The sequence below is a fragment of the Haloferula helveola genome, from assembly GCF_037076345.1.
Lineage (GTDB): Bacteria > Verrucomicrobiota > Verrucomicrobiia > Verrucomicrobiales > Akkermansiaceae > Haloferula > Haloferula helveola.
In genome coordinates this window covers 3,614,124-3,640,741 of record NZ_AP024702.1, presented here as the reverse complement: position 1 = coordinate 3,640,741, position 26,618 = coordinate 3,614,124, and the positions used below count along the sequence as shown (strand labels likewise).

The 26,618-nt window shown below is 64.7% G+C and carries 16 protein-coding genes; 11 read left to right on the top strand and 5 right to left on the bottom strand.

Going from position 1 to position 26,618, the window contains the following annotated elements; genetic code table 11:
• The first annotated feature begins 98 nt into the window (after positions 1 to 98).
• Positions 99 to 4,382 (top strand): alkaline phosphatase D family protein, encoded by a 4,284-nt coding sequence (locus HAHE_RS13715; RefSeq protein ID WP_338685196.1) that lies wholly within the window; start codon positions 99 to 101, stop codon positions 4,380 to 4,382.
• A gap of 152 nt (positions 4,383 to 4,534) precedes the next feature.
• On the opposite strand, the gene HAHE_RS13710 is transcribed toward HAHE_RS13715, so the two are convergent.
• Entirely contained in the window at positions 4,535 to 5,725 is a 1,191-nt protein-coding gene (locus tag HAHE_RS13710) for a substrate-binding domain-containing protein (RefSeq protein ID WP_338685194.1), read from the bottom strand.
• 142 nt (positions 5,726 to 5,867) lie between these two features.
• Here HAHE_RS13710 and HAHE_RS13705 point away from each other — a divergent pair, with 142 nt between their 5' ends.
• A complete protein-coding gene (locus HAHE_RS13705; RefSeq protein ID WP_338685193.1) occupies positions 5,868 to 8,396 on the top strand; it encodes a choice-of-anchor D domain-containing protein in 2,529 nt (842 codons plus the stop codon).
• 380 nt (positions 8,397 to 8,776) lie between these two features.
• Here the strand turns inward: HAHE_RS13705 and HAHE_RS13700 are convergent, their stop codons facing one another.
• Both HAHE_RS13700 and HAHE_RS13695 read right to left on the bottom strand, forming a co-directional pair.
• The gene (locus HAHE_RS13700; RefSeq protein ID WP_338685192.1) at positions 8,777 to 10,180 is read right to left on the bottom strand and encodes a DUF1501 domain-containing protein; all 1,404 of its coding nucleotides are present in this window, start codon (positions 10,178 to 10,180) and stop codon (positions 8,777 to 8,779) included.
• Between the two features lie 2 nt (positions 10,181 to 10,182).
• Positions 10,183 to 12,945 (bottom strand): DUF1549 and DUF1553 domain-containing protein, encoded by a 2,763-nt coding sequence (locus HAHE_RS13695; protein WP_338685191.1) that lies wholly within the window; start codon positions 12,943 to 12,945, stop codon positions 10,183 to 10,185.
• Between the two features lie 209 nt (positions 12,946 to 13,154).
• On the opposite strand from HAHE_RS13695, the gene HAHE_RS13690 reads away from it, so the two are divergent.
• The 7 genes from HAHE_RS13690 to HAHE_RS13660 all read left to right on the top strand — a co-directional run bounded on the left by HAHE_RS13690 (position 13,155) and on the right by HAHE_RS13660 (position 22,355).
• Positions 13,155 to 15,323, top strand: coding sequence for a carbohydrate binding family 9 domain-containing protein (locus HAHE_RS13690; RefSeq protein ID WP_338685189.1), 2,169 nt, complete (start codon positions 13,155 to 13,157; stop codon positions 15,321 to 15,323).
• 21 nt (positions 15,324 to 15,344) lie between these two features.
• Entirely contained in the window at positions 15,345 to 17,915 is a 2,571-nt protein-coding gene (locus HAHE_RS13685) for a glycosyltransferase (RefSeq protein WP_338685188.1), read from the top strand.
• Between the two features lie 5 nt (positions 17,916 to 17,920).
• The gene (locus HAHE_RS13680) at positions 17,921 to 19,702 is read left to right on the top strand and encodes an ABC transporter ATP-binding protein (RefSeq protein ID WP_338685187.1); all 1,782 of its coding nucleotides are present in this window, start codon (positions 17,921 to 17,923) and stop codon (positions 19,700 to 19,702) included.
• 92 nt (positions 19,703 to 19,794) lie between these two features.
• Entirely contained in the window at positions 19,795 to 20,307 is a 513-nt protein-coding gene (locus HAHE_RS13675) for a hypothetical protein (protein WP_338685185.1), read from the top strand.
• An 83-nt stretch (positions 20,308 to 20,390) separates the two neighbouring features.
• Positions 20,391 to 20,654: a hypothetical protein gene (locus HAHE_RS13670; protein WP_338685183.1), complete on the top strand. Its 264-nt coding sequence runs from the start codon at positions 20,391 to 20,393 to the stop codon at positions 20,652 to 20,654.
• Positions 20,655 to 20,669: 15 nt separating this feature from the next.
• A complete protein-coding gene (locus HAHE_RS13665) occupies positions 20,670 to 21,479 on the top strand; it encodes a TatD family hydrolase (protein WP_338685182.1) in 810 nt (269 codons plus the stop codon).
• Between the two features lie 30 nt (positions 21,480 to 21,509).
• The gene (locus HAHE_RS13660; protein ID WP_338685181.1) at positions 21,510 to 22,355 is read left to right on the top strand and encodes a DUF1080 domain-containing protein; all 846 of its coding nucleotides are present in this window, start codon (positions 21,510 to 21,512) and stop codon (positions 22,353 to 22,355) included.
• Between the two features lie 176 nt (positions 22,356 to 22,531).
• Here the strand turns inward: HAHE_RS13660 and HAHE_RS13655 are convergent, their stop codons facing one another.
• Both HAHE_RS13655 and HAHE_RS13650 read right to left on the bottom strand, forming a co-directional pair.
• The gene (locus HAHE_RS13655) at positions 22,532 to 23,419 is read right to left on the bottom strand and encodes a sugar phosphate isomerase/epimerase family protein (RefSeq protein ID WP_338685180.1); all 888 of its coding nucleotides are present in this window, start codon (positions 23,417 to 23,419) and stop codon (positions 22,532 to 22,534) included.
• 50 nt (positions 23,420 to 23,469) lie between these two features.
• Positions 23,470 to 24,339 carry a rhomboid family intramembrane serine protease gene (locus HAHE_RS13650; protein ID WP_338685179.1) on the bottom strand — a complete coding sequence of 290 codons (870 nt, stop codon included), beginning with the start codon at positions 24,337 to 24,339 and terminating at the stop codon, positions 23,470 to 23,472.
• Positions 24,340 to 24,404: 65 nt separating this feature from the next.
• Between HAHE_RS13650 and eboE the strand changes: the two genes are divergently transcribed.
• Together eboE and HAHE_RS13640 are read left to right on the top strand one after the other, a co-directional pair.
• Positions 24,405 to 25,547, top strand: coding sequence for a metabolite traffic protein EboE (eboE, locus tag HAHE_RS13645; RefSeq protein WP_338685178.1), 1,143 nt, complete (start codon positions 24,405 to 24,407; stop codon positions 25,545 to 25,547).
• A 9-nt stretch (positions 25,548 to 25,556) separates the two neighbouring features.
• Entirely contained in the window at positions 25,557 to 26,537 is a 981-nt protein-coding gene (locus HAHE_RS13640; RefSeq protein WP_338685177.1) for a UbiA family prenyltransferase, read from the top strand.
• Positions 26,538 to 26,618 lie beyond the last annotated feature (81 nt).

Here is a 26,618-nt window from a genome sequence, read left to right as displayed (position 1 = left end):
GGCTGGCAACCGGCAAGCCGACCCCTGCGCGGGTCCGGCTCGGACGGCGGTTTTGCGGTGGCATCGGCTCGCGACGCGGCTAGCTTCGTCTCAAACCCATGAGAAAAACCCTGCTCCTCAGCGCGCTCGGGCCGCTGGCCTGCGTTGCCGCCGCCTCCCCCATCGAAGTCGTCAACCCGTCCGGCGAGATCAACGGCGGGATCGACCGGCAGTCGGTGAACAACGCGGCCGTCCCCGGCTGGAGCAGCACCGGCGGCAATGCCCAAGTCATCAACGACGGGACCGACTACGGAAACGGCGGCTGGCGGCTCAGCTTCGAGGACAGTGTCGAAATGTTCCAGCCGACCACCCATGTCATCGAGACCGGCGCGGCATATTCCCTGCGCTTCGATGCCGCGATCTTCGCCGGCGGCCCTGCCAACGGCAGTTTCACCCCGGTCGAGACCCTCGTCGGAGGAGCGTTGAGAAACGGCGACTTCAACGCAGACACCTCTACCGACGACTCCCGCACATTCGCCGAGACCCCCGAGTGGTTCAATGCCGCCGGCCCCGACCAGAGCGGTGAGGCCACCCGAAACGGCCCTGCCAACACCTTGCCACCCGACGGCACCCGAAACGCGGTGATCGCGGTCGGCAGCAACCGGTTCTTCGGTATCGACACCGGCCACACGCTCGCGACCGGCGAGGCCTTCCGCGCCACCTACCTGTGGCGCGACGCCTTCAACTGGGATGACCTGTCGGCCCGGGTCCAGGTTTCGATCTTCACGACCTCCGACGACACTTCCACCGGCACGCCCGACATCATCGAAACGGTCGAGTCGACACTGTCCGCCGTCGACTCGACCTACCAGACCGATCAATCGGTGTTCGCTCCGGTTCCCGCATCGGCGGCCGGCAAACGCCTGTTCGTATCCTTCAGCGGCCCTCTCTCCGGCACCGGCTTCGCCCGTCTCGATGACTTCGTCTTCGAGCGCGGCACCACCACCGCCAGCCGCACACTCACCGCCGACCTTTATGTCGACGACGGCGGCAGCCGACAGGTCGTCGCCACGCGCACCTACGATTTCAAGTCGCCCTCCACGGGAGCATGGGACCACTACCACCTCGCGGTCCCGGCCGGCGAGCTCGATGCCCATGCGGGGGAAACGCTCGGCATCCAGTTCCGCAGCAACCCCACCGCAGCTTCCAATTTCCAGTCGGTGGACAACGTCCGGCTCGACTACTGGGGCGCGTCACCGCCCGACGGCTCCTTCTCCGACAACTGGGACAGCACTCCCGACCAGACGTGGGCGGGTCCCGGCTACTGGGCGAACCGACTGCAGGACTGGGAGGTCAGCAGCGGGCGCGTGCAGTGCATCGAAGGCGGACGCGACCGGCTGACCCTGCACCGCCCGGGCACTTCCATCCGTGGGAATGGCGGTGACTTCTCGCTGTCGGTCCGCACCGGCCTGAATGCGGGATCCCACACGACAACCTCGCGCAGCGGATTCCTGATCGGCGGCGCGCCCAACGTCGACTGGCGCGGCGCGCTGCTGGTCCACGACGGACTCGGCCGCGACTTCGGCCTGTTCATCGGCCTCGACGGCGACGGCACGTTGCTCATCGAGGACTACTCGACCGGAGCGACGAGCGCGCTGGCCGCAACCGCCAACGGCGCGGGATTCGGCTCCAACACGCGGCTCGAACTCGATGCGAACTACGACGAACCCAGTGGAACGTATCTGCTCACGCTCGAGGCTTTCGATGCGGCCGACACCTCGCTCGGCACGGTTTCCACCAGCGTCCCCTGCGATCGCGTTCTCGGAGCGTTCGGCCTGCTCAACCACCGGGGCGGCAGCAACGCGAGATACTGGTTCGATGACTTTTCCGGCACCGGCGACGCCCTCCACCCGGAGACCGACCGGCATCTCGCGATCATCGGCGCGATGCACACGCTGTCGAAGGGCACGCTCAATCTGACCGCCCAGCTATCGCCGCTCGATCTCGCCAGCACCCCGCCGGTCGCCCTCGATCTATGGAACGGCGCGACCTGGGTCGAGACCGCGACGACCGCCATCGACAACACCGACAACTACTCCTCCTACACCGCGACCTTCAGCATCCCGGGATGGGACGACACCACGGATACCGACTACCGGATCCGGGTGAACGTCGGCGGCACCGACTACAGCTGGACCGGCACCGTGCGGCGGGACCCGGTCGACAAGAACGAGATCGTGATCGCATCGACCACCTGCCAGCGGATCACCGACAGCGCCCTTCAGAACAATGGCTTCGACTGGACGCCCATCGATCTCTGGCAGCCCCACCGGCAGACCTACCTGCACCTCGCCAAGCACGAACCCGACGTCCTCCTCGCGCACGGCGACCAGATCTACGAAGGCCAACCGACACCGGTCGACAGCTCGAACTACCAGATGGACTACCTCTACAAGTGGAACCTCTGGGTGCTGCAGGTCCGCGATCTCACACGCGAGATTCCGACCATCGCGATCCCAGACGACCACGACATTTATCAGGGAAACCTGTGGGGTGAAGGTGGGGCCTCGTCGACCAACCAGAATGACGGCGGCTACACCCGTCCGGCCGTGTGGGTGAAGATGGTCGAGCGCACGCAGACATCGAACCTCCCCGATGCCGACCCCTACAATCCGACCCAACCCGCGCCGCCGGTGACGCAGGGGATCGAAGTCTACTTCACCGGCGTGACCTACGGCCGGCTCGGCCTCGCGGTGCTTGAGGACCGGAAATTCAAGACCGGCCCGAACAACGCTCCGCCCGCCTTGGAAGACCAGTTCCTTCTCGGCGACCGGCAGAAGGACTTCCTCCGCGCGTGGAATGCCGACTGGGCCGGACAGGACCTCAAGCTGGTCGTTTCCCAGACTCCCTTCGGCAATCTCCGCACCCACGGCAGCAGCGGCTACAACTTCAACCTGAACGACCGCGACACCAACGGCTGGCCGGTCCACCGTCGGAACGAGACGTGGGAACTCCTGCGAGTGAGCCGCATGTTCCAGCTCGCGGGCGACCAGCACCTCGCCACCATCGCCCACCATGGCATCGACGGCCCGCGCGACGCCGGCATCTCCTTCACCGCGCCGGCCATCGCCAACTTCTTTCCCCGCTGCTGGGATCCGATCCACAACAGCGGTGGCACCATCACCACCATCAACCCCTACCTCGGCGACTACTTCTTCGATGGCAACGGCACGTTGCCCGACGGCACCACGCCGAACCGGACGTCCGACTTCCCGCAACACCTCGGCGTGCTCGGGGCGGCCAACCCGCTCCAGTATTACCAGCAGAGCAACGGCATCACCCCGATCAATCTGCACAACCGGGGCGCCGGCTACGGCATCACCCGGGTCAACAAGACGACCCGCGAGTTCACCTTCGAGTGCTGGCCGCTCCACGTCGATCCCGACGAGCCGTCGACCGGGTCCCAGTTCGCCGACTGGCCGCAGACCTTCGCCCAGACCGACAACGACGGACGCACACCCACCGGCTACCTGCCTGCCGTCGATACCCAGTGGCGCAAGAACGCGGTGGTCCGCGTCTACGATGAATCCAGTGGACTGCTGGTGAATGCGATGCGGGTCCGCGGCAACCTCTACCGCCCTCCCGTTTACGACAATGGCACGACCTACCGCGTGGAGATCGCCTACGACGATGAGCCGTTGTCCGAAACACGCCTTGCCCAGACCGCCACGCCTCCCGGAGCCCCGGTGATCCGGTCCTTCGTCGCCCTCCAGCCGTCGATCGCGGCCGGCGGCACCGCCACCCTGCGCTGGGACGTCGAGTCACCGAGCACGCTTACCATCGATCAGGGAATCGGCGATGTGATCCCACAAACGGTGGACGGCATCGGCTACATCGAAGTCTCTCCTGCGGGCGACACCACCTACACGCTGACGCTGGACGGCGGTCCGACGGCGACCACGGTCGTCCGGGTCTTCGACGACAAGGCGACGTGGCTGGCGATCCACTTCTCGCCGGCCGAACTGGCGGACCCGTTGGTGTCGGGAGACGATGCCGACGCGGACGGCGACGGCGTCAGCAACGGCGACGAGTATCGCTTCCAGACCGATCCGCGGGACGCGTCCTCCGTGCCCCGCCTCGAATCACGGATCGTTGAGGACGGCGGCATGAACTACGTCGAATTCAGTAGTCCGTTCCCGCTCGATGCGGAGAGCTGCACGTTGCTGGTCGAGGCCGGCGACGACCTGACGACATGGCTGCCGTTGCCGTCGAACCGCTACACCGAAACCTCGCGTGCCGATTTTCCGGCTGAAGGAACCACCCGGATCACCTTGCGACTGACGACCCCCGTCCCCGAGTCGGAGCTGCGAAAGTTCTACCGCGGGCGGTGGTTGACGCCTTGACCGGGTGGGGTTGGACGCCTCGGCCGACCGATGAACCACGGTTCACGCCCGCTACCCAACTCCGACCACGGACGAGCGAGGGCGCTCGTCCCTACCTTTTCCAGAGGTAGGGCCGGATTCCTGGACAGATGAAGGACCGCGCGAGCCCACGCCTAACGGTCACTTCGCATCCGCCGCCGGTATTCGGCGGGGCCTAGGCCTCCGGTCTGGCGTCGGACGAAATTGAAGAAGTTCGAGGGTGAGGGAAACCCGCACTCCCTCCCCACCCGTGCGATCGGCATGTCGGTATCGGCGAGCAGCGACAACGCGTGCTCCTTTCTCCGTTCGCGGACCTCGACGGCGATATCGATGCCGTAGGCCTTGGCGAATCGCGACTTCAGGGTCTTTTCCGTGCACCCGGCCACGCCAGCCAATTCATGCACGGTCACGCCATCGAGCGCGTGGCGTTCGAGGTGTCGCCGCGCCCGCTCGATCCCCGGATCGAGCGAAAGCCCGCCGGTGCTTTCGCGGGTGAGGATTCGCTTGCACGGCACAGTCCGGCGCCACGGATCCGGAGGCCGGCCGGCGAACCACGCATCGAGGAGTTCCGCAAGCTTCCAGCCGACCTCGCGACCGGGAAGTTGGACGGAGGAAATCCGGAGACCGCCCGAGTTTGAAACCAGCCGGTCCCCTTGGCCGAGGACGGCCAACTCCTCCGGCACCCGCACGCCCAATCGCTGCGCCCGCTCGACGAGCGAAAGTGCGAAGTAGTCGTCCTGCGCCAGCAGACCCAAGGGCTTGGGAACCTTGGCAAGGAATGCGTCGAGTTCCTCCATCCCGTCGCTCTTCCAAATCGTCTCCGGGCGAGCCACGGGGTCCACGGGACCGAAGTCGAACTCGACCCATTCCATCCCCGCCATCAACGCGTCCGCCCGCATCCCGGCCACCCGCGGGGCCAGTTGTCCGTCTCGCCGAAGCCGCGCACCCGCGTATCCGACGACCTCGAGCCCGAGCTCATGGAAATGCCGCAATGCCAGCCGGTGGATGTCGGCCCGCTCGAAGGTCACGCCAGCGGGCAGCTCCCCTCGCCCGTCGACAACATGGCCCAGTCCCGCATCGAGAAGGGGGATGCGGGTCCGCGGAAGGATGGAGGTCAGCGCACCCGACTCGAAACTCCAGCAGATCACCCCGTCCACCTGGCCGTCGAACTCCGCATCCGGCGACAGCTCCCGGAGCTCCAGTTCGATCAAGCGCCACCCGGGATGGAGGTCGCACCACTCGACCACCCCCTCCCGCAAGGCCCGGGCGTACTCGTAAAACCACGGCAACACCAAGGCCACCCTCTTGGATTCCCTCGATTCCATTAAATCTGTTCATAGATTTACGTATCTCCCGGAAAAGTGAACAAAATTCCCACTCTCGGAAATTGTTCTGAAGCCGCTCGTGGCCCGATGTTCCGCGCTGCATTTGGGTAATAACACTCAAACGCTTCAAACTGCCCTGAAAATGACTATTCGAACAAGACTCCTTGTTTCGGCACTGACCGCAGTCGTGCCGAATCTGGCCACCGCCGACCTCGTCACGTCCGTTGTGAGTGGCAACTACGCCGACGGCACGACTTGGGACAACACCTTGGCCCCCGTGACCGGAAACGACTACGTGATCGTGACCAACGTCGAACAGAACGGCGACGCAACCACAAGCCTGGAAGGCGATAGCATCACGGTCGACTCCGGTTGGCTCCGGCTGACTGCCGTCGATGCCTCTCCTGACACTTTCGTCGTCCCGAGCCTGACGCTCAACGGCGGTCGACTCGATATCCGCTCTCACAACCAATACGCTCGGGAGGTTGATCTGCCGAACGCCGTCGCCGTTGGCGCGGACAGCCAGTTCCGGATCGGTGACGGAGGTGAGCAGTTCAACATGGACGTCACGCTCACCGCCGGCCTCACCGGCAGCGGCAATCTGAGTTTCGTTTCCAACTCGGGGAACGGCACCGACGACATCGCGACCCTTCACCTTCCCGCCGCCACCAGCACCTTCACCGGCAACTGGAGCGTCAACTCGATCGATTCCGGCTACGGCCGTCTGTCAGCCGAAGCGGCAAACGCGCTCGGCACCGGCACCGTGAGCCTCGGCACCCGCTCGATCCTCGTCGCCGCGGCGGCCGACGCCCTGAACAGCACTCCGGCCATCACGCTCGATACCGACACCTCGGAGCTGATCCTGACCAATGCTTGGGTCAATGCCTCCGGCGTCCTGACGATGACCGACGGCACACTCGATCTCGCCGACTCCGTTTCGTCGATCGACCGAATGTATATCGGCGCCAACGCAGTACCGACCGGCACCTATACCGCAACCGATCTCACCAATCTCGGATTCGGCGGCACCTTCCTCGGCGCAACCGGAACCATCCAGGTCGCCGGCTTGCCGAACCCGAGCCTGATCGCCGAGACCAGCTACAGCTTCACCAGCTTCGGCTACACCAGCGGCTATTCCGTAAGCATCAGCAACGGCGCGGGTGACGGCACCACCCCGCTCAACATCAGCGGCATCACGGTCACGGGCAGCGATGCCGGTGATGTCTCCAACGTCATCAATCCGGGCTCGGTCGCGGCCGGTACCTCGGAGGACATCACCTTCGACTTCACACCGTCTTCCGGCGGAGGATTCTACGACTTCGCTCTCGAGGTCGCGTCCGACGATGGTCTCGGCACCTCGCCAATGGTGATCAACGTTCAGGTCGAAGTCTTCGACCCGCTCATCGCCATCGGTTCGGGCACCCAGGATTTCGGCTACCTTGCCAACTCTCCGGGACCCCAGACCGCGACCGTCACCATCTACAACGACGGCGGTTCGGTGGACCTTGAAGTGGACGACGTCTTTTCCGAAATCGTCGGCGATCCCGACTTCTTCATCAGTTCATTCCCGGGTCCAATCGCTCCCGGTGGCTCGGGCGAACTTGAGATCACCTTCGATCCGGGCGCCCTCTCGGGCTTCTTCAGCGGCACGCTCTACATCGAGTCGAACGACTACGAGGGGACGATCCCGACGGTGAACCTCTCCGCCGTGGTCCTTCCGGCCGGTGATGCCGCATCGATCGACTTCGGTACCGCGGCGTCCCCCGTCGAGTCCGGCTTCACGCAGTTCATTGCAGCCGAAGGCGCGACACGGACCATCGCCGGCGTGACCGTTCAGCTTGCCTCCAGCGCGAACGACATCATCGCTGCGAGCGGCGCCAGCGCGACCGACCTGATGACCGACGGCGCCGCGACCACCTTCAACGGAACCGGCGGCAACTACATCAGCGTGATCATGAGCGGCTTCAACACCGGCACGCTCGACCTGCTGGGGGCCTTCAACTACCCCTCCGGATATGGGCTTCCGATCAACATCGAATTCGGAGAAGTCGGAGGAACCCTCAGTTCCGTGCAGGGAGGAGTCAACCGACCCGCCTACGTCAACTACAGTACATCGGTCGAGGCCGGAAAGACCTACGAACTCCGCGTGATCGAATCGGGCAACGCCAACCTCGCCTACATCTCCGGACTGGTTCTGTCGGGCGATTCGGTACCCGGCGGCACACCCTACGGTGACTTCGTTTCCCCGCTAGATCCGCTGACCGATGGCGCCCCCGAGCTCGACCCGGATGGCGACGGCGTGCCGATCGGCATCGAATGGGTGGTCGGCGGCAGCGCCGATGACTCCGCCAGCCCCGACACCGACAAGCTACCGACCGGCGGACTCGTGAATGCCGATCCCGATGGCGACCTCACTTCCTCGGACTACCTGCTCTTCACCTACCGCCGCACCACGGCTGCCGGAACGGACGCGAACACGACCATCGAGGTCAATTATGGCACCGACCTCAGCGGCTGGACCACAGCTGCCGACGGAGTCGACGGCATCGTCATCTTCGACACCCAGAACGGCTTCGGCGCCGGCGTCGACCAGGTGGATGTCTACATTCCGGTGTCCCTGGCAGTCGACGGCAGGCTCTTCGCCTACCTCGACGTCCAGGTCGCTCCCTGATTCGGCATCTGCCCGTCGCCGGCCCAACGCTTTGCGGACCGGAGGATCGGGCAGGTCGTCCGGACCGCTTCAACGAAGCCAGCCGCCTCGTGCGGCTGGCTTCCTTTTTTTGGGGCCGTCAGGCGGACCGCGCGGCTCCGACCGCGCCCCGGAACCCGAGCGAACGAACCACCCTTCCCCGTCGTTCCAGCCTTGGTGACGAGTGATCCGTGGCCAGTGGTCAGTTCCTCAACCAGAGCACTCCGCAGGCGGACCGCGCGAGCCCACTCGCACCCCGGAGCCTTCGAAGGCAGGGACGAGCGCCCTCGCTCGTCCGGGGTTCGATCAGGCTGTCCCGTCGCCTCAGGCCACGGACGAGCGGGGGCGCTCGTCCCTACCTTCTACGCGATCAGATCGTGCACCACCCGGCCGTGCACGTCAGTCAGCCGGAAATCCCGGCCGGAGTAGCGATAGGTCAGCTGCTCGTGATCGAATCCGAGCAGGTGGAGAACCGTCGCGTGCAGGTCATGAACATGCACCGGCTTCTCGACCGCCTTGAATCCGAATTCATCGGTCGCGCCGTGGACATGTCCGCCTTTCACGCCACCTCCGGCCATCCACATGGTGAAGCCGTAGTGGTTGTGGTCGCGACCCTTCATGATGCCCTTGTTCGACCCAGCCTTCGGCAACTCGACGACCGGAGTGCGGCCGAACTCGCCACCCCAGATGACCAACGTCTCGTCGAGCAGGCCGCGCATCTTCAGGTCGCTGAGGAAAGCTCCGATCGCACGGTCGCACTCGCCGGCAAGGCGGCGGTGATCCTCGATGTCGTCGTGGCTGTCCCACGGCTGACCGTTGCCATGCCAGAGCTGGATGAAACGCACGCCGCGCTCAAGAAGCCGCCGCGCCATGAGGCACTGGCGCGCGAAGTGACCGCCACCATACATTTCCCGGACGGGCTCCGGCTCGCGGGAAACATCGAAGGCGTCGGTCGCTTCCGACTGCATCCGGTAGGCGAGCTCGAAACTCCGGATGCGCGCCTCAAGCAGCGGATCGTGGCCGCTTGAGACCAGATGCCGCCGGTTGATCTGCCGCAGCAGGTCGAGTTGCTTCTGGCGCCGTTCCGGTCGCGCCACCGGATGGTCGAGGTTCTCGATCATCTCGCGCACGTCCTCGATCGAGGTATCGAGATAGGTACCTTGGAAGTTCCCGGGCAGGAACGACGACCGCCAGTTCTCGGTTCGCTTGATCGGCATGCCGCCCGGGCACATCGACACGTAGGCCGGCAGATTCTCGTTCTCGCTGCCGAGTCCGTAGCTGACCCACGAACCCATCGAGGGTCGCGGCAGGCGGCCGTCGCCGCAATTCATCAGCATCAGCGACGGCTCGTGGTTCGGCACGTCGGCCTGCATCGAGCGGATCACACACAGGTCGTCGGCGTGCTTGGCGGTCTCGCTGAACAACTCGCTCACCTCGAGCCCGCTCTTGCCGTAACGGTCGAACTTGAAAGGCGAACGCAGCGCGGCACCGGTCGGGCGCTCGGTCGCGATCGAGTCGAGCGGCAGCGTCTTGCCGTGCCATTCGTCGAGCGCCGTCTTGCGGTCGAAGGTGTCGACCTGCGACGGCCCGCCATTCATGAACAGATGCACCACACGCTTCGCCTTCGGCGCGAAGTGGGTCTCCTCGGCGCCGACCCGTTGCGCCAGCATCGGCGCGAGCGCGAGTCCGCCCATGCCCATCCCGCAGCGGCGGAGGAAATCGCGACGGTCGAGCACCCAGTCATTCGATGTGAGTTCGTGCGGCATGTTCAGTCGAGATGGTTGAATTCGTTCGATGCCCAAAGCACCTGGATCACATCGCACCACGGATCGCCGGTCCGGACCGGTGCCGGCAGCTTCCTGCCGGGGCGCGGGAAGTCGCGACCGAATCCGGACAACTCGGTCACTCCTGACGCGTCGCGGCCTTCGACGCGGAAGTTCCATCCGAGGGAACCGAATGCGTCGGTCTCGGGCGCGGCAATGACGAGGTTTACCGTATCTCCCTCGGCGACCTCGACCCACGGACCTTTCACCCTCGAGGCACCGCCGACCGGAACCGGCTGGCTGGCGAGCACGGAGCCGGACGGCCCGCAGATATCCCAGCGCAGATCGGCACCGCCTTCGACGTGGCGTTTGATGTTTCCGATGATCCGAATCTCGCCCGAGCCGCTCGACCGCCACCGCAGCACCAGCAGATGGCCGAAGGCCGGATGTCCCCGATCCGGTCCGGCGTGAAGATAGCGGATCGGCGCCTTGTCGAGTTCGTGGCCCGTCTTCCACACCCCGTCGCCGAAAAGCGGGAACGGTTTCAGGGAACCGGACGGATTGCCATCGACCGGCACGTGTCCGACTTCCCAAGCGCCACCGAGCTTCGGCTCGTAGTCGCCCGACTCGGCACTGCTCACCCAGTCGGTCACCATCGACACCTCCTCGGGAGCGGCATCGCGGCCGAGAACCCGACGGTAAAGCCAGCGGGTTCGTTCTTGCGGATCGTTGATCGCACGGAATTCCGCATCGTTCGCCAAGCGTCGCGCCTCGGTCACCGGCAGGCGGCCGTTGAGGAAGAACAGGGCCTGCTGCGGCACCGTCGTCGGCACCCGGCGCGGCGCGTGGTGATCCGGATGCGGCAGGTCAAAATTCACCAGCAGTCCGGGCAGCTCGAAGCGGTCGATGAAGCCGTAAACGCTACGCCGCTCCCGTGCGGCGGGCTTGTCGAGCTCGACCGGTCGGCCACCGATCCGGTCAGTCTTCAGCGACCCCGAGCTCAGCAGGATGCGGTCGCGCATCGGCTCGAAGTCCAAGCGCCGCAGCTTCCATTTCCAGAAGGTCCGGTTCGCTTCGTCGATCTCGCGATTGGAAGCAGGGCCATCGGCCTTCAAACGGAACGCCTCCGAAGTCAGTAGCAGGCGGTGGAGCTTCTTCAGCGAGCCGCCATTTTCCCGGAACCACACCGCCAGCCAATCGAGCAGCTCGAGTTGCAACGGCTCCCCTTGCTGCGGACCGAAGTCGTCGAGATCCGCCAGCGGTTCGCCGAAATGCCATGCCCACGCGCGGTTCACGATCACCCGGTCGGTGAGCGGATTATCGGGGGACACCAGCTTCTCGGCCATCACCAGCCGGGCGTTTCGGCCTTCGGGATAGTTGCCGCCGCCGATCGGTGTGAGCCAGTGACGGTCGAAGGGCTCGCCCCGGTCGGCCGGATTGCCTCGGTTATAAACCCGCGCCGGAGCCCAGTTCGCACGGTCGCGGACGACCATCGCCCGCGGCGGGGCACCCGGGTGATCTCCGGCCAGCTTCGCCAACCGGCTGTCGCGGTCGCGTTGGCCTTGCGAGTCCTGCGTATCGAACAACTCGTGAGCCCGGCCTGTCGGCAAACTGATCAGGCAATCGCCGCGTTCCCGGGCCCGGCCCAGCGGGCTCTCGGCCGGCGCATTCAGCCACTCCCCAGCCAAACCGCGGCACAGCTGCTTGCGGTCGGCCTCCTGCTTCGCCATCGCCTCATTCCAAGCCACCAGTCGCGGCACGGCTCCCTTGCCCTCGGTCACCCGCTTGAGAAAATCGCGCCAGCGAAGGATCGCCTTGCCGCGGTATCGGCCCTGCTTGAAGCCCATCGAGTCCGCCTTGCCGAGCTTCCAGTTCTCCTGCTTCGCCAACCACGCGAGTTCGAGATAAACGCCGAGTTTTTCGGGATTGCGGAAGTCCGCCAACAGCTCGTTGCGCGCCTTCAGATTCTCCGCCTCGATCACCGCTCGCTTCTTTTCGTAATCGGCCGCCGCCTTCGGGTCATCGACCTTACCGATCACCGGACCACTGGTATCGGGCTCAAGGTTTTCGAGGATCGAGAAGAACGAGTAGTAGTCGGTCATCGAGATCGGGTCCGTCTTGTGGTCGTGGCAGCGGGCGCACGAAACGGTCGTGCCCATGAAGCCGCGTGTCACCACATCCACCCGGTCATCGACGACTTCCTCATGCCGCCCGCGCGGACCGATGGTCAGGAAACCCAGCGCGGCGAGGTCGGGGTGATCCGGCCGGTCGACCAACAGGTCGGCCGCGACCTGGAGCTTCACGAACTCCGACCATGCGAGGTCCCGATTGAATGCGCCAATCAGCCAGTCGCGATACGTCCACGAGTACGGCAGCCGGTTGTCCTTCTGGAAATTGTAGCCGAAGGTGTCGGCGTAGCGCGCCACATCCATCCAGTGACGCGCCCAATGCTCGCCGTAGGCCGGAGAAGCCATCAGCTCGTCGAGGATCGCTTCATAGCTCGACGGATCCGCCGCGATCCGCGCCTTCTGGGCATCGCTGGGCGGCAGGCCGGTCAGTGTGAAAGCCGCGCGCTCGACCCAGCGGCCGGGATCGGCAAGTCCGGCCCGCTCGACACCGGCCTCGGCGCGCTTCTTCGCCAGCAGCACGTCCACCGGGTGCCCGTCGGACACCTCGGCGGCCGCCGGTGGCTCGTAGGCCCAATGCGCCTCCTCCGCCGCCAAGTGCAGGGCGGAGGCGGCATAAAGTGCTGAAATCAGGACTCTCACCAGCCAACCACACGTCCCCCGGCCCCCCGATCTATCGGGCGCAGGCCGGGTGATTCCGCCGAAAATGCCGGCCTCCGCATGCACTCTAGCAGATTTCACGCCCCTAATTTCCTTCAGAAACCGTTTATTTCCAATGATTTGAATGATATCCGAAGTTCTGGATTTCCATCGCCAATACGGCCCGGGGGCTGCTAAATGGGCTCGCGATCGTGAGCGATTTCACACCGGCACCCCCCCTGACCCGGCTTTTTCCGCTCCTCCTTGCCACCACCCTCTCGGTGGCCGGAGCCGCTGAGCCGAACCATCGCGTTCTTCAAATCGAAGAGTCGCCGGTGCTGGACGGAACCCTCGACGAAGCGGTCTGGGCCAAGGCTCAGGTGGCCGACGGCCTGATCCAGATCCAGCCCCGCACCGACGCCGCCATGAGCGAGCGCACCGAGGTGCGGGTGCTTTACAACCGCGAGGCGATCTACATCGGCGTCCGCTGCTTCGACCGCCGACCGGCCGGGATCAAGGCCCGCGGCCGGGAGCGCGACGGCTCGGTGCTGTCGGGCGACCACGTCGCGTTCTTCTTCGACACCTTCCACGACCGCCGCAATGGCTACGTGTTCGCCGTGAGTCCCGACGAAGGACGCTGGGACGCGCTGGTCAGCAACCACTTCACCGCCAATACCGACTGGGACGGCCTGTGGGACGTCCGCTGCAAGGTCGATGCGGCAGGCTGGACCGCCGAGATCGAGATTCCCTTCAAAACGATCAGCTACGATCCGGATGGGGGCATCTGGGGCTTCAACTTCTCGCGCAGCATCGCGCGCAAGGGGGAGATCGGCTTGTGGGCGTCGCCGCGTCCCGAGATCAAGGTCCACTTCGCCGGCAATGCGGGCACCCTCAGCGGGCTCAAGGACCTGCCGGACCAGCTCGGCATCGAGCTCACTCCGTACGCCCTCGCCCGCTACCGCGAGCAACGCGGATTCGGCAGCAGCACTACCGGCGATCTCGGCTTCGACCTCCGCTGGCGGATCACGCCCGGCCTCACCGCGACACTCAGCGTGAACACCGACTTCGCCGACACCGAAGTCGACCAGCGACAGCTCAATTTCTCACGCTTCCCGCTGTTCTTCCCGGAGAAGCGCGACTTCTTCCTCGAGGACTCGAACATCTACCGCTTCGCCGACCTCAACGAGGAACTGATGATCCCGTACTTCACCCGCCGGGTCGGTCTCTCTGCGAACGGCGGGCGGGTGCCGATCCTCGCCGCCGGAAAGGTGGCCGGACGGGTCGGCGACTACGAAATCGGCGTCACCACCGCCCACCTCGACGGTGCCTACGGAATCGAAGAAAAAACCGTCTTCGCCACCCGCCTCAGCCGACAGCTCAACGATTGCTCGACCGCCGGCTTCATCGCCACCCACGGCGACCCGAATTCGAACGGTGACAACTCGGTGGTCGGCTTCGACTACCGTTACCAGACGTCCAGATTCCTCGGTGACCAGACGCTCGTCACCAACCTGTTCTACCTCGTTTCCCAGACCGATCCGGTGATCGGCCCCGACTTCAGCGGCCACGCCTACGGGATGGGACTGACGTGGCCGGGCGACGAGTTCAACATCTCGATGCAGGCCGCCGAGATCAGCGCCAACTTCGATCCGGCGCTGGGCTTCATCCGTCGCAGCGACATCCGCTACTACAGCAGCAACTGGCGCTATCTGATCCGGCCCGACGCCGAGCAATGGTACCAGTGGTTCGCGTTCATCTACGCCAACCAGTTCTACACCGATCTCGACAACAACCTGCAGACGCGCAGCCACAGCATCTACCCGCTGCTGGTCCGCTTCGCCAACAACGACGAACTGAGCTTCGGCATCACCGAGACACTCGACCGCACCGCCTTCCCCTTCTCGATTCCCGGCGGAGTCGTGATTCCGGCGGGCAGCTACGACATGCGGACGTACGAGCTGAAATACAAGCTGGCCGAGTCGCGCGCGCTCAGCGGCGAGGCCGGATTCCGCTGGGGAGACTTCTATGGCGGCGACTGGCATTCGTTTTTCGCCAACCTCTGGTGGATCCCCGGAAGCCTCACGGCCTTTGGTACCAGCTACGATTTCAACCATTTCGACCTCCCCGGCGGCCAGGTCGACAGCCATTTGGTAAGCGTTTGGCTCGTTCTCCGCTTCACCCCGCGCGTGCGCTGGTCGAATCTCATCCAGTACGATACAATCTCGAAAACCGTCGGATTCAACTCCCGGTTCACCTGGGAATACGACCCGGGCAAAACGCTCAGCGTCGTACTCAGCCAGCTCTATTGGGACAGCCCGACGGGCACGCAGCGCCTCGACACCGAAATGGTCGCCAAGGTCGCGGCCCAGTTCCGATTCTGATCACCCCCACCCCCACGAGCCATGAGCACCCCTGAAACTCTCCTCGCGCACGACGCGCCGGAGACCCGCATCGAGCCGGTTTCGAAACGGCCGCCTGCCGGCTCCTCACGACCCGAGGTCGACGGCAAGTTCCTGAGCGTCGACGGCAAGCGCTTCTGGATCAAAGGCGTGACCTACGGTTCCTTCGGCCTGAACAGCGCCGGCGAGCCCTATCCCGAATTCGGCAAGCTCAAGGACGACTTCGCGCGCATGGCGGATGCGGGCATCAATACCGTCCGGCTCTACAACGCACCGAGCCAGCGGATCGCCGACGCCGCCTTCGACGTCGGTCTGAAACTGATTCCCGAAGTCGGCTGGGGACCGCGCTTCTGCGAACTGGGGACGCATCGTGAGGACTACCTTTACCAATGGGTCGAGGAACGGACCAAGGAGCTGTGCGGCCATCCCGCGGTGCTGATGTACTCGATCGGCAACGAGGTGCCGCCACTCATCGTGCGTTGGTACGGCGTCGAACGTATCAGCGCGTTCCTGCGGAAGATGTGCGACATCGTGAAGCAGAACTCGGACGGCAGTCTGGTGACCTACGTCAACCACCCGCCGACCGAGTATCTCAACCTGCCGAATTTCGACGTCGTCTCCTACAACATCTATCTGGAGAACGAGGCGAGCTTCCGCAGCTACCTCGCCCGTCTCCACAGCCTCGCCGGCGAACGCCCTCTGTTCCTCGCCGAACTCGGTCTCGACAGCGCCAAGAACGGCCGCGATGCCCAGGCCGCTTTCCTTCGCCAGTACCTGCGCGCGACCTTTGAGAAGGGCCTGTGCGGCGCGGCGGTCTACGCCTGGACCGACGAGTGGAGCATCTTCGACGAATCGATCGAAGGCTGGGCCTTCGGCGTGACCGATTCGGAGCGTCGTCCGAAGCCGGCACTCGAGGCGGTGAAGGAGGTCTATGGACTGAATCACTACGAGATGCCCGACCGCAAGTGGCCGAAGGTTACCGTTGTGGTCGCCACCTACAATGGCGCGCGCACGCTCGACGCCTGCCTCGAGTCCCTCGGCAAACTCCACTACCCGGACTACGAGGTTCTTGTGGTCGACGACGGATCGTCCGATCCGATCGAGCAGATCGCCTCGAAGTATCCCGTCCGCTATCACCGCGTCGAACCGAACGGCGGCCTCAGCAATGCCCGCAACACAGGCATGAAACTCGCGGAGGGCTCGGTAGTGGCCTACATCGACGACGACGCCTTCGCCGATCCCGACTGGCTGTTCTTCATGGTCCAGTCGCTGATCGAGCAGGGCGCCTCGGCGGTCGGCGGTCCGAACCTCTCACCGAAGGACGAGAAGTTCACCGCCCAGTGCGTTCACCACTCGCCCGGCAATCCGACGCACGTGCTGCTGGGCGACGAAATCGCCGAGCACGTGCCGGGCTGCAACATGGCCTACGTGAAGAACGACCTCGAAGGCATCGGCGGATTCGACGTCACCCACCGCGCCGCCGGGGATGATGTCGACGTCTGCTGGAAGCTTCTCGTGCGCGACAAGAAGATCGCCTTCAGTCCTTCGGCCATCGTCTGGCACCGCCGTCGGCCATCGGTGATCGCGTATCTCAAACAGCAACGCGGCTACGGCTACGCCGAGGCCCACCTGCACGAGGCCTATCCATCGCGCTTCAACGTTCTCGGCCACAGCGTGTGGAAGGGCAGCATCTACGACAGCCTGACGAGTGCCGCATTCCGGCCGATGCCTGCCCTTTTCCGTCCGCGGATCTACCAGGGCTACTTCGGCAGCGCGATGTTCCAGACGATGTACCAGCCGCCGGTTTCCGGATGGCTCACGCTGTTCAAGTCGATCGAGTGGCAGATCTTCTTCCTCTCGGTGTTCTTCTCCGGTGTCGCCGGGGTGATCGCGGGCAGCTGGGTGGCCTGGTTCATGCCGGTCGGCATGATCGCTCTATCGGCGACCGTTCTGTCGGCGATGTACAGCGGTCACGAGGCCGCGCGGCTGCGCGAGCACCAGTGGAACGACATCCAGCAGATCCAGGGAACGTTCCTGATCGCCTGGCTGCACCTGACCCAGCCGTGGGCCCGCCTGATCGGACGCATCAAGGGAACGCTCCAGCTGTGGCGTGGCCGGCGCCGCTACCCGGAAGTCCAACGGCTTTGGGGCAACATGAACCAGCGCGATGCCTGGCTGCGCCTGATGCAGAAGCACATCAACGGCTGCGGTTGGATCTGTGAACCGAGCGACGAATGGGACAACGACGACCTCGTCGTCCGCGGCCCGGGCTTCTACGAGGTCCGCCTGACATCGGTCTACGAGGAGGTCTTGCACAAGGGATTCCACTGGGTCCGATACCGCCTCGATGCCCACAAGAAGCCGCTCTACCATCTCGGGATCCTTCTGCTCGTTCTCGGAGCGGTGCTGGTCGCCCTGGTCCCGCCGCTGGTGCCCATGCTGATTCCCCTCGCCGGCTTCGCGTTGCAGATCGGCCGCTCGCGCCGGCACGTGCTCAACGCGATCTCGCAGGCGGCCCTCGAGTGCGGCTCCGCGCTTGAAATGCCGGAGGTGGATCCGCAATACGAGGTCTGACGCCCATGGTGAAACGCTGCTTCGGCTACCTCAGCGGCGCCCGCCTGCATGTCGCGGGCGGGCTCGTTCTGTTGCTGTTCGCGGCGCTCCTCGAGATCGCCCTGCCGTGGCCGATCGCCTATCTGGTTGACTCGGTTTTCGGCGACGAAGCGCCTCCGGATTGGCTGGCCAAGGCACCGGGTTTCCGTCCGGGTGACCCCGAAACGCAGGCCGCGGTGACGCTGGCGGTCATGATCGTCCTACTCGGCGTGATGCACAAAACGCTGACGATGCTCAGCCAGCTTTGGATGATCCACGCCGGCAACAAGATGGTCCGCGGACTCCGCGTGCAGGCCCTCGAAACCCTTTACCGGCTGCCGCTTGCTTTCCACGACCGCTCCAAGGTCGGCGACCTGCTGCACCGCACGGCCTATGACAGCTACGCGCTGCAGTCGTTGCTCTCCGGCGTGCTCGTGCCGATGCTGTCGGGGCTTTGCATTTCGATCGGCGTCTTCGTCGTGATGTTCCGGCTCGATATCACGCTGGCGCTGATCACCACCGCCACCGCTCCGCTGCTCTGGTTCAACATCAAAACCTACGAAGGCCGGATCGCCAAACGCTCCAAAAAGTTCCACGACAACGAAGGCACTCTGGCGGCCAACCTCCAGGAATCGCTCTCGTCGATCCGGGTGATCCAGGCATTCACCCTTGAGCAGGGAAACAACCGTAGCTTCGCCGAGCGGGCCGACACCAGTGTTAGGGAGAATCTGCGAAAGTCCGGTGCCGAGCTGTCGTTCGGCTGGGTGATCGGCGTGATCATGGCGATCGGCACTGCTGCGGTGGTGTGGGTCGGCACGCTCGCGGTTCTGAGCGGCCGCCTTTCGGCCGGTGAGGTCCTCGTTTTCCTCGCCTATCTGGGAACTCTCTACCAACCGCTCAACGCCTTCAGCCAAGGCGCCGGCGTCTACCACTCCGCCACCGCCCAGCTCTCGCGGGTGTTCGAGATCATCGACGAACCGGTAACCGTCGACGAACCGGCCGATCCTATAATCCCGGAGAAAGTCATGGGCCGGCTGGAGTTCGACCATGTCACTTTCAGCTACAACGGCGACCGACCGGCATTGCACGACGTCTCGTTCGATCTCGAGCCCGGCAAGGTGCTGGCTCTGGTCGGCCGGACCGGCTCGGGCAAGTCGACGACCGCCAGCCTGCTGCTGCGGTTCTACGATCCGGAGAAGGGATCCGTACGCCTCGACGGACACGACCTCCGCTCGCTCGGCCTCGGCTGGCTCCGTTCGAATGTGAGCATCGTTTTCCAAGAGCCGTTCCTCTTTTCCGCCAGCATCCGCGAGAACATTGCGATGGGAAATCCCGACGCCAGCAACGAGGACATCGAACTGGCTGCCAAGCGAGCTCAGGCCGACGAGTTCATCAGCCAGTTCCCCGAAGGCTACGACACCCAGCTCGGCGAGCGCGGCGTGAACCTGTCGGGCGGCCAGCGGCAGCGGCTCTCGATCGCCCGCGCCTTCCTCAAGGACGCTCCGGTCATCATCCTCGACGAGCCCACCTCCGCGCTCGACCCCGCAACCGAACGCGATCTCCTCGGCGCCATGGAGGCCCTGATGAAGGGCCGCACCACCATCATCATCGCCCACCGCCTTTCGACCATCCGCCGCGCCGACTGCATCGGTGTCTTCGAGCGGGGCAAACTCGTCGAGTTCGGCACCCATCACGACTTGATGGCCAAACGCGGCGTGTTTCACGATCTCGCTAGCACTCAGGACGACCCAGAGCCGGTCTCCGTCTGAGCGGAGAAAGTTCCAAACTCCAAACTCCAAACTCCAAACTCCAAGCTCCAAGCTCCAAGCTCCAAGCTCCAAGCTCCAACCGACCGAACACCATGAAAACCACCCTGCTCCTCCTCGCCGCCCTCTGCCTCCCGGCAGCCGCCGTCGAATACTTCACGCTGACGCCGAACACAACCAGCCGCGCCGTCGATCCCACCGATGTCGTCGAGATCGTCGGAACCACGAAGAACGCCGACGGCTACATCCAGGACCTCACTCTCACCTACAACGACGGATCCACGATCGTAATGGCGATGAAGGGCAAGGAAGGCGGAGCCCAGTTCGACGACATGAAAGGCAACGTGTTCACCGGGCTGACCCAGGTCGCCCTGAGCCAGAACAACACCCCGATTTCCGTCACCTTCAAGATCACGCCGGCCAACGAGGTCGGCAGCACGCCGGGCACCACCCTGGTGATTCCGGAGAACGCGACAGGCGACTACGATGTGGTCATCGAATCCAGCGACGACCTCGTCAACTGGAGCACGGTGGTGACCCACGTCGTCGACGGCGCCACCTCGCCGAATTTCTTCCGCGCCCGGATCATCAAGACGGTCGCGCCCTGAGGCCTCGCGGCCCGTGTCATCCGGCACCGATTCAAACGGGATTCCGTGTGGGAAACGCGGAATCCCGTGCGTATGTTGGGCACATGCCCAGCAAGAAAGAGATCCTCGACCTCCATTTCATGGACGCGCGGTGCAAGCTGATCGACATCGCCGCGTTCCTCGACCGCGTGGAGCGGCATCCGGGTGAGGCCGATTTCCGCTTCGACGCCCTGAAAAAGGCCCTGCCGATCCTGCTTTCCGACGAACCCGGACGAGCCAAGGGAGTGCTCGACGCCCTCTCCGACGAATCCATCGAGCCCGCCGAAAAGGCCACCATCCAAGGTGCCTTCGGCGCTCCCCAACCCTGACCCTAGGCCGAACCCATGCGCTACATCGAGCCCCACGCCCACATGGTCAGCCGGACGACGGATGACTACGAGAAGCTCGCCCTGGCCGGCTGCGAGGCGATCTGCGAGCCGGCCTTCTGGGCCGGCTTCGACCGGTCTTCGCCACAAGGCTTCTACGACTACTACCGGCAGCTGACCGACTACGAGCCGAAGCGAGCCGCCAAATTCGGAATCCCGCACTTCTGCTGGCTGTGCATCAACCCGAAGGAAGCGGAAGATGCCGGATTCGCCCGCGAGGTGATGGCCCTGATTCCCGAGTTCATCGACAAGCCGACCGTCCTCGGCATCGGCGAGATCGGACTCAACAAGAACACCCGCAGCGAGCTTGCGATCTTCGAGGAGCACGTCCAGATCGCCCTCGACCGCGACCTCCCGATCCTCATCCACACGCCGCACCTCGAAGACAAGCGAAAGGGCACCAAGCTGATGCTCGACTCGTTGGCCAACTTCGGTTCGCTCGACCGCAACCGCGTGATCATCGACCACGTCGAGGAACATACGGTGGATCTCGTACTCGACCAGGGATACTGGGCCGGCATGACGCTCTATCCCGAAAGCAAATGCACGCCGAACCGGGCGATCGACATCCTCGAAACTCACGAAGGCGCCCGCCTGTGGCTGAACTCGGCCTGCGACTGGGGAATTTCCGATCCGCTCGCGGTGGTGAAGTGCGGCTTCGAAATGAAGAAGCGCAAGCACAGCGCGGAGCAGATCGACAAGATCCTGTTCGAGAACCCGAAGCGGTTCCTCAGCCAGTGCCCGAACTTCGAACTCCCGTCGGCCTGACCCGATCCGGAAAACCCTGACCCTTCATTGATGAAACCGATCCTGACTCTCGCCGCGGCCACCGCCGTGATCACTCAACCGCTCGCCGCCGAACCCGAAATCCTGAAGGAAATCCGGGAAGAGAACGGCAAGAAGGTGGAATACACCTTCATCGACGGCGTGAAGGTCCACGAGACCGACCCCGCCAAGCAGCCGCCGCCGAAGGTTGTGACTCCGAAACCTTACGACGCGGAAAAGGCTAAGGCTCCCGAAGGAGCGATCGTCCTCTTCGACGGCACCGAGGAGAGCCTTCACAAGAACTGGACGAGCATGAAGGGCGGCGAGACGAAGTGGAAACTCGTCGATGGCGCGATGGAATCGGTCCGCGGCGCGGGCTACATCCGCACCAAGGACGAATTCGGTTCGTGCCGGTTGCACGTCGAGTTCGCGACACCGAAGAACGTCAAGGGCGACGGCCAGGGACGCGGCAACAGCGGCGTCTTCCTGATGGGCATCTACGAGGTTCAGGTTCTCGATTCCTACGAGAACGCGACCTATCCCGACGGTCAGTGCGGCGCCCTCTACGGACGCGCCGTGCCGAAGGTGAATGCCTGCCGCCCTCCCGGTGAATGGCAGACCTACGACATCACCTTCCAACGCCCGATCTTCGACGAGAGCGGCAAGGTCCTCCGCAAGGCCCGCTTCACCGTCGTTCACAACGGCGAAGTCATTCACGACAACGTCGAACTGAGTGGCGGCACGGGCTGGCGCGGACCTCACTCGATCAGCGAGTACGAGAAGCACGGCGATACCGGCCCGATCTCGTTCCAGGACCACGGCAACCCGGTCCGCTTCCGGAACGTCTGGATTCAGAAGCTCGAGGAGCAAACGAGGTAGGCCCGACCGCCCCGGTCATCCGCAGGCTGAAAAGGTAGGGACGACCGCCCCGGTCGTCCGCAGGTCGTGGGGCTATCCGGGCAAACGGGAAAGGTAAGGACGACCGCCTCGGTCGTCCGCAGGTCGTGGGGCAATTCGGGCAAACGGACGACCGGGGCGGTCGTCCCTACCTTGCCTCACATCCAGCTCCGCAAGGTCTTGAGGTCATTGCCGTGGGCCTCCATCACCGGCCCGAGTGCTTCCGGCGCCAGCGGCTTGTGGCCGAAATACTCGACATGCAAGGCCATCGCCGGGACGTCGATCCCCTTGGTGGCCTCTTTAAAGACCTCCTTCGTCACCCGACCGGTGCCGAGCGCGACATTCACCGGCCGGTTCTTCTCCCACTTGAAATCCTTCGCATAGATCATCGCGATCCGCGGACGGACGAGCGCCATCCCCGTCTTCCACGCCTCACCGGACTCGACCAGCGTGTGTCGGAGATCGAGGCCGACCCCGATCTCCTCCTTCGGAATCTCCCCAAGCACGGCATCGAGATCCCACAAAACCGCTCCTACCATGTTGGCCCCGGCGTGGTTCTGATAGACCGCCTGAATCCCGATCTCGCGGTTCAGCGCCGCGAGGTCTCGCGCCTGAGCCTTGAATTCCTCGACCTGCGCCCGCGGTGACTTCTTCAGGTCATAGCGGTAGTAGTTCATCCGGTAGCGAGTGATCCCGAGCCGCTTTGCCAGCTTCAGCAAGTCGGCCGCTCCCGGCTGGTCGGCCCGGTTGATCCCGCTCGCCATGACCACGATCCGGCGACCGTGCTTCCTCAGTGCTTCGACCGCCGCCGGGAGTTCGTCGGCCGCACGTTCCGGCTCGATGTGACCGCCCGGACGAATCGTCGCCTCGATCCCGTCCAACCCGAGCTCCGCCATCCGCCGGCCGATCTCGTCGTAGCTCAGCCTTTGGAAAATCTTCTCGAAGGCGCCGATCTCGACTCCCCGCGCGGTCGGATCCGCTCCCCAGCCGATTCGGGTCGCGGCTCCGGTCATCAGCGCGGTTCCCAGAAATGCTCGTCGGTCCATGAAGTCAGCATCTCCCCGTCGGACCGACGCGACAATCCGGAAGCGTGTGCTCAAGCGTCCGCCGTTTCCTCGATCTTCCGATGGATCGCGGCCCCGGCGAGCACGCCTGCCACGACCCCGCAGACCAGCCCGAAGATGTGGGCGGTCACATCGGTCTGGACGGACGCGTCGGTTTCTCCGCCTCCCATGCCGAAGAAGCTGAACAGTCCGAACCCGACACCCAGCGGCACCAGCAGCGGCTTCAGCGCGCCGTAGTTCCGCGTTCGCCAGACGTCCGCCAGTCCACGACCCACCACCAGCCCCAGCGCGCCGAAGGTCGCGGTCGAGGCGCCGAGCGAGAGGAACGGACCGGGAAGATGGATCCACCCGTTGATGAGATTCCCCAAAGTCCCGCAGAGCAGGATCAGCAACCATCCGCGCCACGGCCCGAACGCGCTGCACGCGAGGATGCAGAAAAACCCGCCGATGAAGATGTTCCCGAGCAAGTGCCCGCCGTCGGCGTGGAGGAACAATGCCGTGAACGGCCGCCACCATTCTCCGTCCTGGAAGACTCCCACGCTCGAATTCAGGAATCGCCCCTCCAGCGACGGGTCGATGTCCTGACGGAGAAACACGGCTGTCAGCACGACCGCCCACACGAAGGCCAGCTCAAGGCCCAGCGAGAATGCCGGCAGCTCCGGGCGCGGGCCGGCCACCGCCTGCTGTTCCTCGGCATAGAGCGCCAGCTCCAGCCCCACCGGCTCGGCATCGGCGGGATCCACCTCGAGCACGAATTCCTCGCCTTCCCGGCGCACCTGGCAGTCGCGGTTCATCGCCAGCACCACGATCGAGTGCTCGTAAGCCTCCGCCACCGACGGCCAGCGGCCGACGGGCATCAGTTCCTCAAGCGCTTCCGCCATCGGGTGGACTATGCCTGCCATCCGCGGCATTGCAACGGGACATCCGTTGGCCTTGTCGCACACGCCCGATCGGCCATGCTCGGGCCATGAAATTCCCCTGCGGGCACCTCGCCTACTGCACCAACATCCACCCGGCGGAGAGCTGGGAGGAAACGCTCGGCGCCCTGACCCTGCACACGCTGCGGGTCCGCGACCTGGTGGCAGCCGACGGTAACCCGTTCGCCATCGGCCTCAGGCTCTCCGCCCGCGCTGCCGCGGAATTGCTGCAGGGCGACCGCCTCGCCCGCTTCAAGGACTGGCTGGCGGAGGAGAATGCCTACGTTTTCACCATCAACGGCTTTCCCTACGGCGACTTCCACGGCACCCGGGTGAAGGAGAAGGTCTACCAGCCCGACTGGACCTCACCCGCGCGGGTCGAATACACCAAGGAGCTCTTCACGATCATCTCCGAGCTCGCGCCGAAGTCGGCCGGCGGATCGGTTTCGACCCTGCCAGGGTCATTCAAGGCATTCGGCGCGGATGAGAGCGTGATCCGCGAGAACCTGATTGAGCTGGCGGACTTCATCGACGCCCTCAGCGAGGTCTCAGGGACCGATCTCCACCTCGGTCTCGAACCCGAACCGCTCGGTCACTTCGAGAACACCGAGGAGACGCTGCGGTTCTTTGATAGACTCCTCGACGACGCCCAGGACCACGAGAAGGTGAAGCGGCGCATCGGCATCAACTACGACTGCTGCCACTTCGCGCTCGAGTACGAGGACACCCGTAGCTCGCTCGAGGTTCTGCGTCGCGAAGGACTCCGGATTTCGAAAATCCACCTGTCCGCCGCCCTCGCCCTCGATCCGCGGGGCTACGCGGCGATCGACACCGCGGCCCGTTTCGACGAACCGACCTACCTCCACCAGGTGATCGAACGTCATCCGGACGGACGCATCCTCCGCTACACCGACCTGCCCGACGCGATTGCCGCGTACGGGCCGGACAATGACGCCGAGCAATGGCGGGTCCACTTCCACATCCCGCTCGACCACGATCCGGAAGAACCGCTGAAATCGACGCGCGTGCAGGCCTCGGACACCCTGAAGCTCTGCCTCGACGACCCGGAAATGTGCACCCACTTCGAGATCGAGACCTACACCTGGGGCGTCCTTCCGCCCGAGATGCAGCGCCCGGTCGAAGAGCAGATCGCCGGCGAATACCGCTGGGTTCGGGAACGCACCGGAGACTGACTTCCTGCCGTGAGCCGAACCGCCGCCCTCCTCGCCAGCCTGCGCGTCGCCAACGCGCCGAGCGTCGTGTGCAACGTGACGATCGGCTACCTGCTCGGGCGCTACTACTGGGGCGACATGCAGGCGGTGGGACCGGTCGTGGTGCCACTGGTGCTGGCGGGCCTCGCCCTCTACTTCGCGGGCAACCTCGCCAACGACTGGTTTGACCGGGACTGGGACAAGACGCATCGGCCTGAGCGGGCGCTGCCGTCAGGGCTGATCTCGGCGGACACCTACCTGACCAGCGCGGTCGTCCTCGGTATGGCAGGGATCGGCCTCGGCTTTTCGCAAGGACCGCGGTCGGGCTTCACCGCCATCGCGGTGCTCGTCTGCATCGCCATCTACACGCGCATCCACAAGGCCACCGTGTGGGGCGTGCTGCCGATGGGCCTCTGCCGCGCCGGACTGTATGTGATGGGATTCGTCGCCGCGTGGCCGTCCGAGGCCGTCGACACGATCGATCTCCATGCCTACGGAGTGACTCAGGCGGATGTCGTCGCCGACACGGTCCGCAGCATCGCCTTCGTCGCGACCCACGCGCTCGGGCTTTTGATCTACATCTCCGGACTCTCCCTGTCGGCGCGCTGTGAAAGCCTCGAGCACCCGCCGGTCGGCACGCTCATCCTTTCGCGTTCGATGCTGTTCCTGCCACTGGCCGCCATGTCAGCGTGGTGGATCCCATGGTATCCGCTACTTGGAGTCGCCGGCATGGTCTCATTCGCGATCTGGCTCGGTCTTTCGCTGACTGTCTTCCGCAAGCCGATCCCACGCTTCGTCTCGGCCCTGCTCGCCGGGATACCGCTGACCGACTTCATCGCTGCGGTTCCACTCGGAGCCACGTTCTCTGTCCCGGGGGAGTCACTCTCACTCGCGGGCGGACTGGCGTTCATCCTGCCACCGCTGGCTTTCCTGTCGGCGCTTCTGCTGCAGCGCTTCACACCGGCGACATAGCCCCACTTGTGGTGCGCGGACTTCAGTCCGCTTGGATTCGCGGGCACCGGATCAGTCAAAGCGGACTGAAGTCCGCGCACC

Bases quoted from the DNA above. Each gene is read 5' to 3' on its own strand.
- HAHE_RS13660 (WP_338685181.1), top strand. From the start codon at position 21,510: ATGAAACCGATCCTGACTCTCGCCGCGGCCACCGCCGTGATCACTCAA.
- HAHE_RS13710 (WP_338685194.1), bottom strand. From the start codon at position 5,725: ATGGAATCGAGGGAATCCAAGAGGGTGGCCTTGGTGTTGCCGTGGTTT.
- HAHE_RS13715 (WP_338685196.1), top strand. From the start codon at position 99: ATGAGAAAAACCCTGCTCCTCAGCGCGCTCGGGCCGCTGGCCTGCGTT.
- HAHE_RS13670 (WP_338685183.1), top strand. From the start codon at position 20,391: ATGCCCAGCAAGAAAGAGATCCTCGACCTCCATTTCATGGACGCGCGG.
- HAHE_RS13665 (WP_338685182.1), top strand. From the start codon at position 20,670: ATGCGCTACATCGAGCCCCACGCCCACATGGTCAGCCGGACGACGGAT.
- HAHE_RS13650 (WP_338685179.1), bottom strand. From the start codon at position 24,339: ATGGCAGGCATAGTCCACCCGATGGCGGAAGCGCTTGAGGAACTGATG.
- HAHE_RS13685 (WP_338685188.1), top strand. From the start codon at position 15,345: ATGAGCACCCCTGAAACTCTCCTCGCGCACGACGCGCCGGAGACCCGC.
- HAHE_RS13680 (WP_338685187.1), top strand. From the start codon at position 17,921: ATGGTGAAACGCTGCTTCGGCTACCTCAGCGGCGCCCGCCTGCATGTC.
- HAHE_RS13675 (WP_338685185.1), top strand. From the start codon at position 19,795: ATGAAAACCACCCTGCTCCTCCTCGCCGCCCTCTGCCTCCCGGCAGCC.
- eboE (WP_338685178.1), top strand. From the start codon at position 24,405: ATGAAATTCCCCTGCGGGCACCTCGCCTACTGCACCAACATCCACCCG.
- HAHE_RS13655 (WP_338685180.1), bottom strand. From the start codon at position 23,419: ATGGACCGACGAGCATTTCTGGGAACCGCGCTGATGACCGGAGCCGCG.
- HAHE_RS13700 (WP_338685192.1), bottom strand. From the start codon at position 10,180: ATGCCGCACGAACTCACATCGAATGACTGGGTGCTCGACCGTCGCGAT.
- HAHE_RS13705 (WP_338685193.1), top strand. From the start codon at position 5,868: ATGACTATTCGAACAAGACTCCTTGTTTCGGCACTGACCGCAGTCGTG.